General features: G+C 68.4%; 16 protein-coding genes and 1 tRNA gene. 10 read left to right on the top strand and 7 right to left on the bottom strand.

The features are described from left to right. Positions 1-45: 45 nt before the first annotated feature. Positions 46-597 (top strand): helix-turn-helix transcriptional regulator, encoded by a 552-nt coding sequence (locus BRX43_RS03340; RefSeq protein WP_125993411.1) that lies wholly within the window; start codon positions 46-48, stop codon positions 595-597. Here the strand turns inward: BRX43_RS03340 and BRX43_RS03345 are convergent. After that, positions 594-1,820: an MFS transporter gene (locus tag BRX43_RS03345; RefSeq protein WP_125993478.1), complete on the bottom strand. Its 1,227-nt coding sequence runs from the start codon at positions 1,818-1,820 to the stop codon at positions 594-596. The genes BRX43_RS03340 and BRX43_RS03345 overlap by 4 nt on opposite strands. Before the next feature lie 171 nt (positions 1,821-1,991). Continuing rightward, positions 1,992-2,067: transfer RNA gene (locus BRX43_RS03350), tRNA-Val, on the bottom strand. 325 nt (positions 2,068-2,392) lie between these two features. Between BRX43_RS03350 and BRX43_RS03355 the strand changes: the two genes are divergently transcribed. Next, complete coding sequence (locus BRX43_RS03355; protein WP_125993412.1) at positions 2,393-3,670, top strand: GGDEF domain-containing protein; 1,278 nt, start codon at positions 2,393-2,395, stop codon at positions 3,668-3,670. A gap of 73 nt (positions 3,671-3,743) precedes the next feature. On the opposite strand, the gene BRX43_RS03360 is transcribed toward BRX43_RS03355, so the two are convergent. Beyond that, positions 3,744-5,306 (bottom strand): alpha-L-arabinofuranosidase C-terminal domain-containing protein, encoded by a 1,563-nt coding sequence (locus BRX43_RS03360; protein WP_241214730.1) that lies wholly within the window; start codon positions 5,304-5,306, stop codon positions 3,744-3,746. A 264-nt stretch (positions 5,307-5,570) separates the two neighbouring features. On the opposite strand from BRX43_RS03360, the gene BRX43_RS03365 reads away from it, so the two are divergent. Continuing rightward, a complete protein-coding gene (locus BRX43_RS03365) occupies positions 5,571-6,320 on the top strand; it encodes a FadR/GntR family transcriptional regulator (protein ID WP_125993414.1) in 750 nt (249 codons plus the stop codon). A gap of 51 nt (positions 6,321-6,371) precedes the next feature. Here the strand turns inward: BRX43_RS03365 and BRX43_RS03370 are convergent, their stop codons facing one another. After that, on the bottom strand, positions 6,372-7,415 hold the full coding sequence (locus BRX43_RS03370) for a GGDEF domain-containing protein (protein ID WP_125993415.1): 1,044 nt from the start codon (positions 7,413-7,415) through the stop codon (positions 6,372-6,374). 84 nt (positions 7,416-7,499) lie between these two features. After that, the gene (locus tag BRX43_RS03375) at positions 7,500-8,048 is read right to left on the bottom strand and encodes a redoxin domain-containing protein (RefSeq protein WP_125993416.1); all 549 of its coding nucleotides are present in this window, start codon (positions 8,046-8,048) and stop codon (positions 7,500-7,502) included. A gap of 72 nt (positions 8,049-8,120) precedes the next feature. Between BRX43_RS03375 and BRX43_RS03380 the strand changes: the two genes are divergently transcribed. Both BRX43_RS03380 and BRX43_RS03385 read left to right on the top strand, forming a co-directional pair. Continuing rightward, the gene (locus tag BRX43_RS03380) at positions 8,121-8,927 is read left to right on the top strand and encodes an inositol monophosphatase family protein (RefSeq protein WP_125993417.1); all 807 of its coding nucleotides are present in this window, start codon (positions 8,121-8,123) and stop codon (positions 8,925-8,927) included. Between the two features lie 133 nt (positions 8,928-9,060). Then, positions 9,061-10,338: a sugar MFS transporter gene (locus BRX43_RS03385; RefSeq protein WP_241214742.1), complete on the top strand. Its 1,278-nt coding sequence runs from the start codon at positions 9,061-9,063 to the stop codon at positions 10,336-10,338. 79 nt (positions 10,339-10,417) lie between these two features. Here BRX43_RS03385 and BRX43_RS03390 read toward each other — a convergent pair whose 3' ends face one another. After that, positions 10,418-11,194: an FCD domain-containing protein gene (locus BRX43_RS03390; protein WP_125993419.1), complete on the bottom strand. Its 777-nt coding sequence runs from the start codon at positions 11,192-11,194 to the stop codon at positions 10,418-10,420. Positions 11,195-11,312: 118 nt separating this feature from the next. On the opposite strand from BRX43_RS03390, the gene araD1 reads away from it, so the two are divergent. Together araD1 and BRX43_RS03400 are read left to right on the top strand one after the other, a co-directional pair. After that, entirely contained in the window at positions 11,313-12,308 is a 996-nt protein-coding gene (gene araD1, locus BRX43_RS03395; protein ID WP_125993420.1) for an AraD1 family protein, read from the top strand. A 1-nt stretch (position 12,309) separates the two neighbouring features. Further along, a complete protein-coding gene (locus BRX43_RS03400; RefSeq protein WP_125993421.1) occupies positions 12,310-13,236 on the top strand; it encodes a Gfo/Idh/MocA family oxidoreductase in 927 nt (308 codons plus the stop codon). A 244-nt stretch (positions 13,237-13,480) separates the two neighbouring features. Here BRX43_RS03400 and BRX43_RS03405 read toward each other — a convergent pair whose 3' ends face one another. Then, the gene (locus tag BRX43_RS03405) at positions 13,481-13,996 is read right to left on the bottom strand and encodes a DUF892 family protein (RefSeq protein ID WP_125993422.1); all 516 of its coding nucleotides are present in this window, start codon (positions 13,994-13,996) and stop codon (positions 13,481-13,483) included. A 236-nt stretch (positions 13,997-14,232) separates the two neighbouring features. On the opposite strand from BRX43_RS03405, the gene BRX43_RS03410 reads away from it, so the two are divergent. From BRX43_RS03410 to BRX43_RS03420, 3 genes are read left to right on the top strand one after another with little or no spacing between them, the layout of a single operon-like run. Beyond that, entirely contained in the window at positions 14,233-14,844 is a 612-nt protein-coding gene (locus BRX43_RS03410; protein WP_125993423.1) for a PilZ domain-containing protein, read from the top strand. Between the two features lie 37 nt (positions 14,845-14,881). Continuing rightward, positions 14,882-15,640: a sterol desaturase family protein gene (locus tag BRX43_RS03415; RefSeq protein WP_206433086.1), complete on the top strand. Its 759-nt coding sequence runs from the start codon at positions 14,882-14,884 to the stop codon at positions 15,638-15,640. Then, a complete protein-coding gene (locus BRX43_RS03420) occupies positions 15,609-16,061 on the top strand; it encodes a DUF2141 domain-containing protein (RefSeq protein ID WP_206433087.1) in 453 nt (150 codons plus the stop codon). Before BRX43_RS03415 ends, BRX43_RS03420 begins: the two co-directional genes overlap by 32 nt. Positions 16,062-16,090 lie beyond the last annotated feature (29 nt).

Consider the following 16,090-nt stretch of genomic DNA (forward strand, 5'->3'; position numbering starts at 1 on the left):
GGTTTGTAGGACAGCCTTGATCCTATCTGGTTTTCGGAGGCCGACATGATAACCTCGATCCGCGAGGTGCGCCGCGCCAAGGGGCTGACACTGGACGATGTGGCGCGCGCCTGCGTGCCGCCGACCACGGCGCAAACGATCGGCCGGCTGGAAATGGGCACGCGCACCGTCTCGGTCGCCTGGCTGAACCGGATCGCCGCCGCGCTGGGGGTGGAGGCGGCCGATCTGGTCCGCCTGCCCGATCGCAGCGACCTGCCGGTGGTGGCGGTGTTGAACGGCGGCACGGCGGCCGCGCCGCGTCATGACAGCGTGGTGACCTGCCCTCGGATCGATGCGGGCATGGTCGCGATCACGGTCGCCGGTGCGACGGGCGACTATCGCGCCGGCGACCAGCTCTGGTGCGCGATGCTGACGCCCGACCAGTTCGCGCAGGCGATGAACCGCGACGTGCTGGCGCCGATGCCGGGCGGCGCATTCCTGTTCGGCCGGCTGGTCGCGCTCGCTCCGCCGACGCTGCTGCCAGTGGGCGAAGGCCTCCGCCCGATCCAGCCGCCGGCCTGGCTGGCGCTGCCCGTTCGGCTGGTCCGCTCGCTCTAGGCGGGGCGCGTCTCGTTCATCCGTAGCAGGATCGGCGCCAACCCCAGCGCCACCACCGCGATCATCAGCCCCGGCATCAGCGGCGATCCGCTCCACGCGATCAGCCGGTGCGCGACATAGGGGGCGAGGCCGCCGAAGATCGCGGTCGCGCTGGTCACGCCCAGCGCCAGTCCCGTCAGCCGTCCCTCGCCGGGGAATTGCTCGGCGGTCGCCACCGCGCCGACCGCGCTGACGCCGCCGCCCAGCATCGCGAGGATCATCGTACCGGCCACCGCCAGCGCCAGGCCGCCGCTCGCCATCATCCCGAACATCGCCGCCGGCAGCAACGCGGCCGCGCCGCACAGGCCGAGCAGCACCGGCCGCCGCCCGACCCGGTCGGTCAGCAGCCCGATTAGCGGCGTCACCATCACCACCACCAGCGCCGCGCCCGTCGACAGCCACAGCGCGGTCGCCTCACCCACCCCGCCCGTCTCGGTCAGGAAGGCGGGAACATAGGTGATGCCGACATAATAGGTGATCGATCCCAGCGCCGAGATCGCGAAGCCGCGCAGGATGCCGACACGATGCCGCGCCAGGCTCATGCGCAGGGGGTTGCGCGGCACGCTGCCCTGCGTCGCCTGACGCTCGAACTCCGGCGACTCCTGCATCGTCGACCGGGCCAGCCACACCGAAGCCGCCAGCACCGCACCAAACAGGAACGGGATCCGCCAGCCCCAGCCATCGAGCGCCACGACGCTCATCGTCCCGACGGTCAGCGCCGCCACGCCGGCCGCCAGCAGCCCGCCGACCTCGCTGGCGGCAGCGGCGGTGGAGGTCACCAGTCCGCGCCGCTCCGGCCGCGCGCCTTCCAGCAGATAGGCGACGACCCCGGTATATTCGCCGCCGACCGAGAAGGCCATGACGCAGCGGAGAAGCAGCAACAGCCAGCCCGCCATCGGCCCGATCTGGTCGCGGGTCGGCAACAGCGCGGTCGCCAGCATCGCCGCCGTCATCACCGCCATCGACAGCAGCATCATCCGCCGCCGGCCATATCGGTCGCCGATATGGCCGAACGCGATCGCGCCGAGCGGTCGCATCAGATAGGCGAGCGCGAACCCCGCCAGCGTCGTCCCCAACGCCACCGCGCCGCCGCCATAGAAGACGCGCGACAGAACGGTCGCCAGATAGAGATAAAGAGTGAAATCATACCATTCCACCACGGTCGACAGCGCCGCCACCGCCATCGAGCGACGCGACACTGCGGCCGGGATGGCGGCGGGCGACGACATGGCGGGGCTCAATGCCACGCGCCGTCGTAAATCGAGGGATGCTTCACGTCCTGCTCCGTCCCATGGCTGCGCGAACCAACGATTCAGATCAGGATCGGCCCCAACCCGCCCGACAGCGGATGCAAATGGTGGGCGCTGACGGGCTCGAACCGCCGACCCTCTCGGTGTAAACGAGATGCTCTACCAACTGAGCTAAGCGCCCCTCTCGGGGAAACCGCCGAATAGCGTGGTTTTCGGCGGCTGCAAGACCTGTCGTCCCTGGCGCGGCCCTCGCGTCCCTATCCGTATCCGTATCCGCCTGGACAGGATATCGGAACCGGCTCCTATAATGGGTGGTGCGTGCGCGGCAGCCGGATGGACCATTGCCAGGCCATCGGGTCGATCACCTCGAAAATGGACGGTAAAATCCTTGGTGGTTCCATGATATAGGATAGAGCTTCTCCTGGGATCACTATTGTTGCAGGCGACGTCGCGAACGCGTCCAGCCTGACAGGTGATTGCGTCGTCTCCTCCGTGCTAGGTCTCCCATGCTGCTGACGCTCATGCCCACGGTCGTCGATCCGCCCATGATCACCGACGCCCTCGGCCGGATAGAGGCCGAGGGACTGTGGGACGAGGTCAGTGGCCGCTGCACGGGCACCATCCGCAAGATGCCCCTGTCCCCCGCCCTGGCGCGGATCGTCCGGATGGTGACCTGGTCGGAGAATCGCCGGATCGCGCTCGGCTGGTTCCGCAACGTGACGGCCATCCTGTGGCTGACCATGCCCTTCGACTATATCGTCGCGCCCCAGGCGCTGACGGCGATCGTCCTGGGACACGGCGTGTTGTCGACCAGCACCTATCTGCTCGCCCGACGGGCGTGGCGGGATATCGGGCATGAGCGGTGGCAGGGCCTGACCACCTGCCTGTTCACCTTCGTCGTCATGCTGTCGGCGATCTATACCGGGTCGGAACTGGGCGGACAGGATTTCGAGCGGCTGCTGAACATCGGCTTTTTCGGCCTGGCGGTGGGGCTGGTGCTGCTGCCGCTCAGTCTGTGGTGGACCAGTTGGACCGCGGCCGTGCTCGGCCTGGCGTTCCTGGCGAGCCAATATGTCAATCCCGCCATCGGCGATGCGAACGGGCTGCTCTACACCCTCTATTTCAGCATCCTGAGCATCGCCCTGATCTACACGCGGATGCATATGATCCGGCGGCAGGTCCGCAGCACGCTGGCGCGGCTGAGCGAGGCCCGGCATCGCCACATGCTGGTGCAGGCCTATGACCGGCTGCGCATCATGGCGGCCACCGACCCGCTCACCGGCCTCTACAACCGGCAGGCGATGGCCGATGCCTTCGCCCGCCTGACTGGCGAGATGGCGGCGGACGCGCCGCTGTCGGTCGCGATGATCGACATCGACGATTTCAAGCGACTGAACGACAGCCTGGGCCATGCGGTCGGCGACCAGGCGTTGCGGACGATGGGCACATTGTTGCAGGATCTCGCCGCCGCACACCGGGCGGTCTGCGGCCGGATCGGCGGTGAGGAGTTCCTGATCCTGCTGCCCCATACCGATGGGGCCGGAGCCCGCCAGTGGGTGGCGACGCTGATGCAGGCGCTGGCCGACCGCGCCATCCCCAATCCCGAATCGCGGATCGCCCCGCAGGTCACGGTGAGCGCCGGCATCGTCTCCACGACCACAGGCGAAGGCCATGGACTGGAGGCGCTGATGCGCGCGGCGGATCAGGCGCTCTATGCCGCCAAGCGGGCGGGGCGGAACCGGGTCGCGGCGGCGGACATGCCGCCATCGTCCATCCTGGTCTGATACCGGCGCGCCACGCGGGGCGGCCGATACCGGATGCCGGAGGAAGCGATGGCCCGCTCCCTCCGGTCCATCCTCAACGGATGTCGAGCATCACCACCGACTTGGGCGGCAGGGTCACGGTCAGGCGACCATCGGCTAGGGTCGCGCCGGTGAAGGCCGCCGGGACGACCGCATTGGGTGCGTCGAACGTGTTGTGCGCGTCCATCGTCGGCGCGGTCACGATGCGGCCGGTCACGCCCGAGCCCGTCACGCCGGTCAGCGCGACCGTCACCGTCGCCGGCTGGTTCGGATCGACATTGGTCAGGCCCATATGCACCACGCCGTCGGTGCCGCGCACCGCGCTGGCGCTGACCGCCTTCAGCGTCCACTCGTTCTTGTTGTACCAGCGCGACTGCACGTCGACCGGCAGCACGACGCCGTCCTGATAGTCCTTGTACAGGTCGAACACCCAATAGGTCGGCGTCTTCACCATGCGGTTGCCGTCGGTCAGCATCATCGCCTGGAGCACGTTGATCATCTGCGCGATATTGGCGCCGCGCAGGCGATCGGTGTGGCGGGCAAAGATGTCGAAGTTCAGGCTGGTGACCAGCGCGTCGCGCAGCGAGTTCTGCTGGTAGAGGAAGCCCGGATGGCTGCCCGGCTCCTGATCGTACCAGGTGCCCCATTCGTCGACCAGCATCGCCACGCGCTTCTTGGGGTCGTATTTGTCCATCACCGCGGCGTGGCGGCTGACCAGCTCCTCCATCTTCACCGTCTTGGCGAGCGTGCGCGCCCAGCCATCCTCGTCGAAGCCGGTCGCCGCGCCCTTATGCTCCCAGGTGCCGGGGACGGTGTAGTAATGGACGCCGATGCCGTCGAACTGCGCGCTGGCGTCGCGCATCATCACCTCGGTCCAGTTATAGTCCTCGGAATTGGCGCCGCTGGCGATCCGCATCACCTTCTGCCCCTCGGGCATCTTGATGAAGGTGGAATAGCGGCGGGTCACGTCGGCCGCATATTCGGGGCGCATATTGCCGCCGCAGCCCCACAGCTCGTTGCCGATGCCGAACATCGACAGCTTCCACGGGGCCTTGCGGCCGTTCGCCGCGCGCTCCTTGGCCAGGCTCGATCCGGTCGGCGAGGTCATGTACTCGACCCACTCCGCCAGCTCATAGGGCGGCGCGCTGCCGATATTGCCGGAGACATAGGGTTCGGCGCCGACCAGCTCCGAATAATTCATGAACTCGTTGGTGCCGAAGCTGTTGTCCTCGGTCACGCCACCCCAGTTGGTGTTGATCTTGATCTTGCGCTTCGCCTGCGGGCCGACACCCTCGCGCCAGTGATATTCGTCGGCGAAGCAGCCGCCCGGCCAGCGGATCACCGGCGTGCGGATCGCCTTCAGCGCGTCGATCACGTCGCGGCGATAGCCGTCGACATTGGGGATCTTGCTCCCCTTGCCGACCCAGATGCCGCCATAGATGCCGGTGCCCAGATGCTCGGCGAACTGGCCGAACAGCCTTCGATCGAACTTGGGCGCGGGCGTGTCGCCGTGCACCGTCACCACATTCTCGCCCGCCGGGGCGGCCGTGGGCGCCTGCGCAACTGCCGGTGCGGCCAGCACGAGCGCCAGCGCACTGAAGATCATTGGCTTCATCATATCTCCGTCGCGCGGGGGGCCCGCGCCTGTTCGGGGGTGGTGCCGATGTCGGCGGATATCCGGGACGGGGCGGACGATGCCGCCGGAACGATCAGGCCTGTCGCGCGCCGACGCATGAAAACTCCTCTCCCTTTCCGGCTCTTGTCAGACAAGCTATCGGCAAGGTCAAGCGTGTTGACCCGCGATCGGGCCCGGATCCGAACGGCCTGCTTGCGAAAGGGTACGGACTGGGCCTAGGTTTCCGCGAAATCAGAGGATGAATGGATGGCGGCCGGCAAGCGGGCACAACCCGCGCATATCTCGCTTGCACGGCAGATCGGCGTGGCGATCGTAACCGGCACCCATGTGCCGGGCAGCATCCTGCCCGGCGAGATCGAACTGGCCGAACGTCTGGGTGTCTCGCGCAGCGTCATCCGGGAATCGCTGCGGATGCTGGCGGCGAAGGGGCTGGTCGAGAGCAAGCCCAAGGCGGGCACGCGGGTGCGCGAGCGCGCCGACTGGAATCTGCTCGACCCCGAACTGCTCGGCTGGATGCTGGAGGGCGCGCCGCCCGTGCCCTTCGTGCGCAGCCTGTTCCAGCTGCGCATGATCGTCGAGCCGGCGGCGGCGGAACTCGCCGCGCTGGGGCGCACCGCGCGCCAGCTCGCCCGGCTGGGCCATGCATTGCAGGAAATGGAGCGGCACGGCCTCGGCACCGATGCCGGTCGCGAGGCGGATCGGACCTTCCACGCCGTGATCCTGGAGGCGACGGGCAACGAACTGCTGGTCAGCCTGTCCGCCAGCATCGCGGCGGCGGTCCACTGGACGACCTTCTTCAAATATCGCAGCGCCCGGCCGCCGCGCGATCCGATCCCGCAGCATCAGGCGCTGTTCGAGGCGATCGCGCAAGGCGATCCCGCCGCCGCGCGCCTCGCCACTGCGGAACTGGTCGAACAGGCGCGGATCGATACCGAGGCTTCGATCGAGGAGGGGCATTCGACGCTGCCGGCGGCGAAGCGGGACAGCCAGAGATGAGCCGGCGCCTATCACCCCCCAGGTGATGCCGGCCATCCGTCTCCCGTTCCGTCACCCCACGCAGATACGGTCGCGCCCCTGCGCCTTGGCCGCATAGAGCAGCCGATCGGCGCGCTCGATCGCCACATCGACGGGTTCCTCGGCGCGAACGGCGGTGACGCCGGCCGAGAAGGTGATGACCCCCAGCGCCGCCCCCGTCTCGCGGTTGCGGAACCGCTTGCCCGCGACCGACTGGCGCGCCGAATCGAGCAGCTCGGCCGCGGCACTGAGTTGCAGGCCGTTGAGCAGCAATACGAATTCCTCGCCGCCATGGCGGGCGACGAGATGGTCGGAGCAGGATTCGCGAAGCGTGTCGCCCAGCACCTTCAGCACCCGGTCGCCGACCATATGGCCGTGCACGTCGTTGATCCGCTTGAATCGGTCGACATCGCACAGCGCGATGCAATGCGGCGCGGGCAAGGTGGCGCGCTGTTCATAGGCTTCGGTAAAGGCGAGCCGGTTGGCCAGGCCGGTCATCGGGTCGCGCCGCGCGGTCGAGCGCGCCTCGGCCAGCTTGCCGCGCAGCATCTCCGCTTCCTGCGTCGCCTCCGCCAGCTTGTCCTCGCTCTCGCGGACGCGGGAAATCATCGCACCGGCCAGTCGCGACAATTCATCGATCGCGCTGGTCGAGGATTGCAGCTCGATCATCGCCGCGCTCTCGGCCAGGTCGCGGCCGAAATCGCGGGTCTCGAAATGCATCGTGCGCGTCAGCATCGCGAAGCTGTCCATCTGCGCCGCGGTCTCGCTGACCAGCCGGTCCGCCTCGCGATTCGGCACCGGCGCGAGGTCGCGCAGGCGGCGAACGGGATCGGCTCCCATCATCACGCGCCCACCCAGCCGCTCTACTTCCTGATGCGTCAGGCGGACACCGCCATCGACCAGTTCGCGCACCTCGCGGGCCAGGGGGCTATCGGGGGCCGACAGCACGGCGTGGACGAACGCATAGTGCAACGGATCCGGGCTGAGGCGGTGATCGGCCAGGAACAGGCCGATCTGCGCGTACAAATCGTCCTTTCCCTTGCTCCTGCGCCGCCAGACCAAGCCGGCGTCCCCCATATCACCCTCCGCGATTCCCCTGAGGCCCTCGTTATAGGCGGAAAATCGTTAGCGTTTGGTGTTAGCCGATCCAATTTGGTTTTATTATTGCGTTTTCGACAGTTTACGCACCGCCGCCAAAGTCTGCGCCACGTGATCGGCAGGGTTCATGTCATCATGGACGAAAGCAATCCGTCCAGCACGGTCAATGACGTAACTGGTCCGCTTGGTGAGATCACGGCCCGCCATCTGCCGACCCAGCGCGACATCATAGCCGCGCACCACCGTCGGGCCGGCGCTGGCCACCGCGAACTTGCCCGCGCACTTCTCCGCCGAGAAGCGCTGGAGCGTCGGCACGTCGTCGCTCGACATGCCGATCACCGTCGCGCCCGCCGCCCGGAATTGCGGGATCGCCTCGGCAAAGGCATGGGCCTCGGCGTTGCAGCCGCCGGTATAGGCCGCCGGGAAGAAATAGAGCACGACCGGCCCCTTCTTCAGCTGTTCCTTCAGATGGACCTGGAACACCTTGCCCGCCATCGCGCCGCGGGTCGTGAAGTCGGGCGCGGCCGCACCGGGCGCGAGCGCGGCGAGGACGGGGGCGGCGCAGGCCAGCGCACCGGCCAGCAGGGGAAGGGCGATCGGTATCAGGCGCATGGTAACATCCTCACATATCGTTCTGTCCCCTGCGGTGTAGCGCGATGGCCGCCGCCGCGATAGGCTTCGGCCATGCCTGTCCATTCTTCCGATATCGCCCTCGCCCACAGCCTTGCCGATGCGGCGGGCGCGGTGATCCGCCCCTATTTCCGCCGCCCCGCCGGGCTGGAGCTGAAGGCGGACCAGTCCCCCGTCACCCGTGCCGACCGCGAGGCGGAGGCGGCGATGCGCCGGCTGATCGAGGCGGAGCGATCGGGCGACGGCATCCATGGCGAGGAATATGGCGTCAAGGCGGGCGTCACCGGCCGGCAATGGGTGCTGGACCCGATCGACGGCACCCGCTCCTTCGCCAGCGGCCGGGCGATCTTCGGCACGCTGATCGCGCTGGTCGAGGATGGCTGGCCGGTGCTGGGCATCATCGACCAGCCGGTGCAGCGCGAACGCTGGGTCGGGGTGATGGGCCGCCCCACCACCTTCAACGGCGTGCCCTGCCGGACGCGCGCCTGCCCGGCGCTGGACGGTGCGATCGTCGCCACCACCAGTCCGCATCTGTTCGACGACGAAGACGTGCCGCACTTCATGGCGCTGGTCACCGCGGCGAGCGGCGGGCGACCGCGCCAGGGGCCGGTCTATGGCGGCGACTGCTATAATTACGGACTGGTCGCGAGCGGCCATCTCGACATCGTCTGCGAGAGCGGGCTGAAACTGCACGACTTCGCCGCGCTGGTGCCGGTGGTGGAGGGCGCCGGCGGCCGGATGTGCGACTGGAACGGCGACCCGCTGACCGCCGACAGCGAGGGCCATGTGCTGGCGATCGGCGACCCGGCGCGCGCCGAGGAGGTGCTGGAGGCGCTGCGCACCCTGCCGCACGCCCACTGATCTCTCCGACATTGGCACCGCACGGTCGATTGACACCGGCCTTGGTAGGTTTAGTCTGACAACAAAAGCCGGGGCCGGGTTCGGCCGTCCGGTGCCAAGGAGAGAGACGATGCCTGCGCCCCTACCCAGCAGCATGACGGCCGGCGCCGCCGTCCCATCGGCGGGTGCCGTCGGCACCTACCGGCCCGCGCTGACCCTGCTCGCCAGCCTGTTCTTCATGTGGGGCTTCATCACCGTCATCAACGGCACGCTGCTGCCGCATCTGCGCAGCGTCTTCGACCTGAGCTACACCCAGACGACGCTGATCGAGAGCGTCTGGTTCATCGCCTATTTCTTCGCCTCCATCCCCTCGGCCAAGCTGATCGAGCGGGTCGGATACCAGCGGGCGATGGTGATCGGCCTGGGCATGATGGCGGTGGGTGCATTGCTGATGGTGCCGGCGGCGCGAATCCCGTCCTATGGCGTGACGCTGTTCGCGCTGTTCGTGATCGCCAGCGGCATCACGCTGCTCCAGGTCGCGGCCAATCCCTATGTCGCGGTGGTCGGCCCGCCGGAGACCGCCTCGTCGCGGCTCAACCTGGTCCAGGCGTTCAACTCGGCCGGCGCGACGCTGGCGCCGCTGTTCGGCGGCTATCTGATCCTCGGCCGCTCGACCTCGGGCACCGCCGCCGCCGGCACCACCACGGTGCTGACCCAGGCGGAGCGGCTGGCCGACGCACAGGCGGTGGTGCTGCCCTATCTGATCGTCGCCGCCGTGCTGGCGGTGCTGGCGATCGTCATCGCCCGCTTCCCGCTGCCGGCCATGGGCGCGGCGACCCAGCGCGCGGCCAAGCAGGAACGGCGCGGCCATTCCCTGTGGAAGCACCGCAACCTGGTGTTCGGCATCCCGGCGATCTTCATCTACCTGATCGCGGAGATCGGCGTCGGCAACCTGTTCATCAACTTCGTGTCGCAGCCCAATATCGGCAATCTCAGCCACCAGCAGGCGTCCAACTATCTGTTCCTGCTGTGGGGCGGGATGATGATCGGCCGGCTGGTCGGCGCGGCGGCGATGCAGCGGATCGACGCGCGCCACGCGCTGGCCATCGCCAGCATCGGCGCGGCCGCCGTCATGCTGATCGCCAGCGTCGCCACCGGCCATGTCGCGATGTGGGCGCTGATCTCGGTCGGGCTGTTCCACTCGATCATGTTCCCGACCATCTTCACGCTCGGCATCCGTGGCCTGGGCCCGTTGACCGAGGAAGGCTCGGGCCTACTGATCATGGCGATCGCCGGCGGCGCGCTGGTGGTGGTGCAGGGCTGGCTGGCCGACCATTACGGCCTGCAGGCCTCGTTCCTGCTGACGGCGGCATGCGAACTCTACGTGCTGTTCTACGCGCTGTGGGGCGCCAAGCCGGTCATGGCGAAATAGGCGGATCGCCACCTTCCCTGCCCTCGCGACGACGACGAGGGGAGCCATGCGGCGGCGAGGGCCGCGCGGAGAGCGGGTCTCACGCCCCCTCGCTCCGCACCCGTTCCACCGCCGCCGCCGTGTCGTCGAGCGCCTGCTGGACCAGCAGGCGCATCGCCTCGCTCGCCCCCGCGCCGTCGCCCGCCGCGATCGCGTCATAGACGCGGCGATGGTCGGGGATCGGATTGCGCGGCAGGGCGCGCAGCCGTTGCTTGAACTGCGTCGTCCAGCCGACCGCCGCGCCGATGCTGGCGCTCAGCACCACCAGCGCATCGTTGCGCGTCGCCGCCAGGATCGCGGTGTGGAAGGCGCGGTCGGCGGCCCGCCCCGCCTCGGTTCCGAGCGAATGGCGGCTCATATCGGCGAGCGCGTCGCGCATCGCCTTCAGGTCGGCACGGTCGCGCCGCGCCGCCGCCAGCGCCGCCGCCCCCGGCTCGACGATCGCGCGCAGCTCGAACAGGCTGCGGATGAAGTCGATGTCGGGCGCGCCGGTAAAGGCCCAGCCGAGCACATCGGGGTCGAGTAGGTTCCACCGGTCGCGCGGCAGCACCAGCGTCCCCGCCTTGGGACGGCTTTCGACCAGCCCCTTGGCGGTCAGCACCTGGATCGCCTCGCGGAACGCGCTGCGCGATACGTCCAGCTCGGCGGCGAAGGCCACCTCGCCCGGAATCCGCTCGCCTGGCTTATACTCGCCCGACAGGATCGCGACGCCAAGCCGGTGTGCGATCGCACCGCGCAGCCGCCGGCCGGTGTCCCGGCCGCTCCGGCGCGCGGCGGGGGGAGAAGGCGGCGGGCTGGCTTCGCTGAAATCGGTCATTGCGACGACTGTGCCCGCACGCGACAGAAAAATCGACCGGGAACCGGGGACGATTGCCAGCCTCGGTTCCCGGCGCTAGTTGTCAGACTAATAGAGCCAAACGGTGGAGAGCAACAGCGTGACCCTTCGACTCCTGCAGCATCGTGGCCCCGATGGTACGCGATCGGTGATCGCCGCACGGGGCGACGCGGCCCATGTCGTGCCGGGCGTCGCCTCGATCCGCGAACTGGCCGAGCGCGCGATCGCCGCCGGGCAGGACCTGGCGAGCGCGGTGGCGGCCTGTGGCGAGGGCGCGGCCTTCGATCTGGCGGCGGAGCAGGCGCGGCTGATCGCGCCGATCGATCATGACGATCCGGCGCATCTGATCATGACCGGCACCGGCCTGACCCATCTCGGCTCGGCCGAGGGGCGCGACAAGATGCATCGCGACGCGGCGGCGGCCGCGACCCAGACCGATTCGATGCGCATGTTCCTGGCGGGTGTCGAGGGCGGCAAGCCGGCGGCGGGCGCGGTCGGGCAGCAGCCGGAATGGTTCTACAAGGGCGACGGCACGCAGCTGGTCGGGCCGGGCGAGGCGCTGACCATGCCCGGCTTCGCCCAGGATGGCGGCGAGGAGCCGGAGCTGGCCGGCATCTACCTGATCGGGCCAGACGGGCAGCCGCACCGGCTGGGCTTCTGCCTGGCGAATGAATTCTCCGACCATGTCACCGAGCGGTGGAATTATCTGTGGCTCGCGCATTCCAAGCTGCGGCAGGCGTCGCTCGGCCCCGAGCTGATCGTCGGCCTGACCCCCGACCATGTCGAGGGGACCAGCCGCATCCTGCGCGACGGTCGGGCCGTCTGGGAAAAGCCGTTCCTGTCGGGCGAGGCGAACATGTCGCACAGCTTCGCGAACCTGGAGCATCACCATTTCAAATATCCGCTGTTCCGCCGGCCGGGCGACGTCCATGTCCATTTCTTCGGCACCGCCACCCTGTCCTTCGCCGATGGCGTGACCACGCAGGAAGGCGACGTGTTCGAGATCGCCGCGGCCCCCTTCACCCTGCCGCTGCGCAACCCGCTGGCGCGCGATGCGGCGCCGGCCGATTCGATCGCCACGGTCGGAGTGCTCTGAGGTGGCGCCGATCCGCGTCGCCATCGTGGGGCTGGGCAAGATCGCCCGCGACCAGCACCTGCCCGCCATCGCCGGCAATCCCGACTTCGCGCTGGCCGCCACCGTCTCGCCGCGCGGGGCGGGGCTGGACGACGTGCCGCATTTCCCCAGCCTGGAGGCGCTGATCGCCTCCGGGACCCCGGTCGATGCGGTGGCGCTCTGCACGCCGCCCCAGGTCCGCTACGATATCGCGGTCCAGGCGCTGTCGGCGGGCCTGCACGTCTTCCTCGAAAAGCCGCCCGGCGCGACCCTGGCCGAGGTGGTGGCGCTGGAGGCGGAAGCGGCGGCGACGGGGGCGACTTTGTTCGCCAGCTGGCACTCGCGCTATGCCGCCGGGGTCGAGCCGGCGCGCGCCTTTCTGGCCGATCGCCGGATCGACCGGGTCACGATCACCTGGCGGGAGGATGTGCGCGTCTGGCATCCGGGCCAGGCCTGGATCTGGGAAGCCGGTGGGCTGGGCGTGTTCGATCCCGGCATCAACGCGCTGTCGATCGCGACGCGAATCCTGCCCCGCCCCTTCTTCTTGCGCCAGGCCGTGCTGTCGCTGCCCGCCAACCGCGCCGCGCCGATCGCCGCGCGCATGACGTTCAGCGATTCGCGCGGCACGCCGATCGCGATGGACCTGGACTGGCGGCAGACCGGGCCGCAGACCTGGGACATCCTGGTCGAGACGGATGCGGGTGAGTGTCACCTGTCCAAGGGCGGATCGGTGCTGACGCTGCCCAGCGGCACCGAGAGACGCGACGATCACGAATATCCGGGCCTCTATGCTCGTTTCGCGACGCTGGTCCGCGAGACGCGCAGCGATGTCGATGTTGCTCCGCTGCGCCTGGTCGCCGACGCCTTCCTGCGCGGCGAGCGCGAGATGGTGGAGGCGTTCGAGGACTGACCGGACGGTTCATTGAAGGGGAACACGTCACGCCGAGACGCCGCGATACTGCAGCTGGAGCAGGGTGACATCGGGTCGACCCAGGCCGTCATTGCGAACGTAGCGAACCAATCCAGAAGCGCGCATGACGCCCTGGATTGCTTCGCTGCGCTCGCAACGACGATTCCTAGGCCAAGATCACGTCGTCACACTTTGAAAGCGACCGCGCGTCTCCGCCCCTCCGCGTGAACGGCAATGCCGTGCGTCAGGCCGTCGCGCGCTCCGCCGCCGCGTTGACCTTGTTGTCGGCGAGCTTGGTCAGCTTGTCGTTGGTCGCCTTTTCCTCGGCCAGCGTCTCGGCATAGAGCTTCGCGGACTGGTCGTGGCCGAGCTGGCGCGCCCAGGCGATCAACGTGCCGTAGCGGCTGATCTCATAGTGTTCGACCGCCTGCGCCGCCGCCGTCAGTGCCGCGTCGAGCACGGCCTTGTCGGCGACCTCGCCCGCGACCTCGTTGGCTTCCTTGATGATGCCGTCGATCGCCGGACAGGTGACGCCCTTGGCGCTCAGCCCTTCCAGCTCGAACACCCGCTCCAGCCGTTCGATCTGGCCGCGCGTCTCCTGCAGATGCGTCTCGAACCCCAGGCGCAGTTCGGCATCGGTCGCCTTCTCGATCATCTTGGGCAGCGCCTTCGCGATCTGCTGCTCGGCATAATAAATGTCCTGGAGCTGGTGGACGTAGAGGTCCTCCAGCGTCGCAATGTCCTTGCTGAACAGGCCCATCGTGCCGTCTCCTGATGCTTTGGGGGGTCACCACGCGCGTTCGACCGTCGCGTGGTGTTCATGGGGAATGCACAGGGGCCGATTCGGGTTGCACCGGCCATGGTGGAATCACCGCCGTTCGTCGCATCGCTCCGCTTCCGGAGTTACCCGCAAGTATTTGGCAACCTGTCGGCTTTACTGCTTCATAGCGTCCGGGAACCGATATTGCCCCGGACCCAGACGGGGATCGAACAGCCATGGTGACGGCAGCGGACTCGCGCCTTCCCCTGCCGGCCGACGCAGCGGCAGGCGACCGACGCGCGGGCGGCAAGCGGCACCAGTCGGTGCTGCTGGTCGGACGCGCGCGGATCGGGACGACCGATACCGCCTGCCTGGTCCATGACATCTCGCGCAACGGCATGATGGCGCGCTTCCCCCAGCCGCCATCGGTCGGCGACACGCTGATCGTCGAGGTGCGCGGGCTGGCCCCGGCGCGGGCGGTCATCCGCTGGGTGCGGGGGCACAAGGCGGGGATGCAGTTCGCCGAACCCCAGGCGGTGGAGAATGTCTTCCAGATCCGGCGCGACGACGGGTTGGTCGCCCGCCCGCCCCGGTTCGCGGTGCAGGCGGCGGCGGTGTTGCGACTCGATGGCGCGCGGTTCCCCGCCACCCTGCTCGACATCTCGGCGGGCGGTGCGAAGCTGATGGCGGAGCGTCCCGTCCAGGCGGACCAGACCGGGCAGATGATGCTGGCCGATTTCGACATGGCGCTGTTCGGCAAGGTCCGGTGGGTGAAGGGCGAACAGTTCGGCTTCCGCTTCGTCGCGCCGCTGCCGCTGCTCACCCTGGCCCAGATTCTGGCGCGTTGACGGGCGGTTCCCGGCCGGGCCGGCTTGCTGTAGAAGCATGTCCGTGATCCTGGCCATCCTCCTGTCCGCGCTGGCGATGACGCTGATCGTCGGCGTCCGCTACCTGATCGTGTCGGGGGCCTTCGCCGCCGCGACGCGGGTGAAGCATCCCGGCCTCTATCGCGGGCTCGACCCGCAGATGCGCAGCGAGATCGTCTGGAGCCTGGCCTCGGCGGCGATCTATGGCATCCCCGCCGGCATCGTCGCCTGGGGCTGGCACAATCATGGCTGGACGCGGATCTATACCGACAGCGCGGCCATGCCGCTCTGGTATGCGCCGGTGTCGGTGCTGCTCTACCTGCTGGCGCACGATACCTGGTTCTATTGGACGCATCGCTGGATGCACCGGCCGAAACCGTTCAAGCTGGCCCATGCCCTCCACCATGCCAGCCGCCCGCCGACCGCCTGGGCGGCGATGGCATTCCATCCGATCGAGGCGCTGACCGGCGCTGTGGTAATTCCGCTACTCGTGTTCGTGATTCCGATCTCGACCACCGCATTGGGCTTCGTGCTGGCTATAATGACGATTATGGGCGTCACCAACCATATGGGGTGGGAGATTTTCCCCCGGTTCATGTGGAAGGGGCCATTGGGGAACTGGCTCATCACCGCGAGCCATCATCAGCGGCATCATGAGCTGTACGGGTGTAATTATGGGTTGTACTTCCGCCATTGGGATCGTCTCTGCGGCACCGACCGCGGCATCGGCGATTTCGCCCGCGACCATGCCCGTGCCGCCAAGCGCGCCGCGCGTTGATCGCGGACTGGCGGCGCTGGCGCTGCTGCCGCTGCTGATCGGCGCGGCCCCGATCTCGCGGCTGGATGTCGGCATCGACCATATCCGCTCCGCCAAGGGGCTGATCCGCGTCTGCCTGACCAACGATCCGGACAATTTCCCCTCCTGCGTCGACGATGCGCGCGCGATCACCCGTTCGATCCCCGCCGGCCAGCACAGCCTGGCCCTGCCCGGCCTGCCGCACGGCAATTACGCGGTGGCGGTGATCCATGACGAGAACAGCAACTCGAAGCTGGATACGTTCGCCGGCATCCCGCGCGAGGGGTTCGGCTTCTCGCGCAATCCGGCGATCGCCTTCGGTCCGCCGCGTTTCACCGCGGCCCGTTTCACCATCGACAGTGATGCAGAAGCGCAACAGATTCGAATGCGTTACATCCTCTGACCCGGCGGCAGGGAGCCGAACCGGACCAC

Source organism: Sphingomonas sp. S-NIH.Pt15_0812 (assembly GCF_003951315.1).
Classification (GTDB): Bacteria; Pseudomonadota; Alphaproteobacteria; order Sphingomonadales; family Sphingomonadaceae; genus Sphingomonas.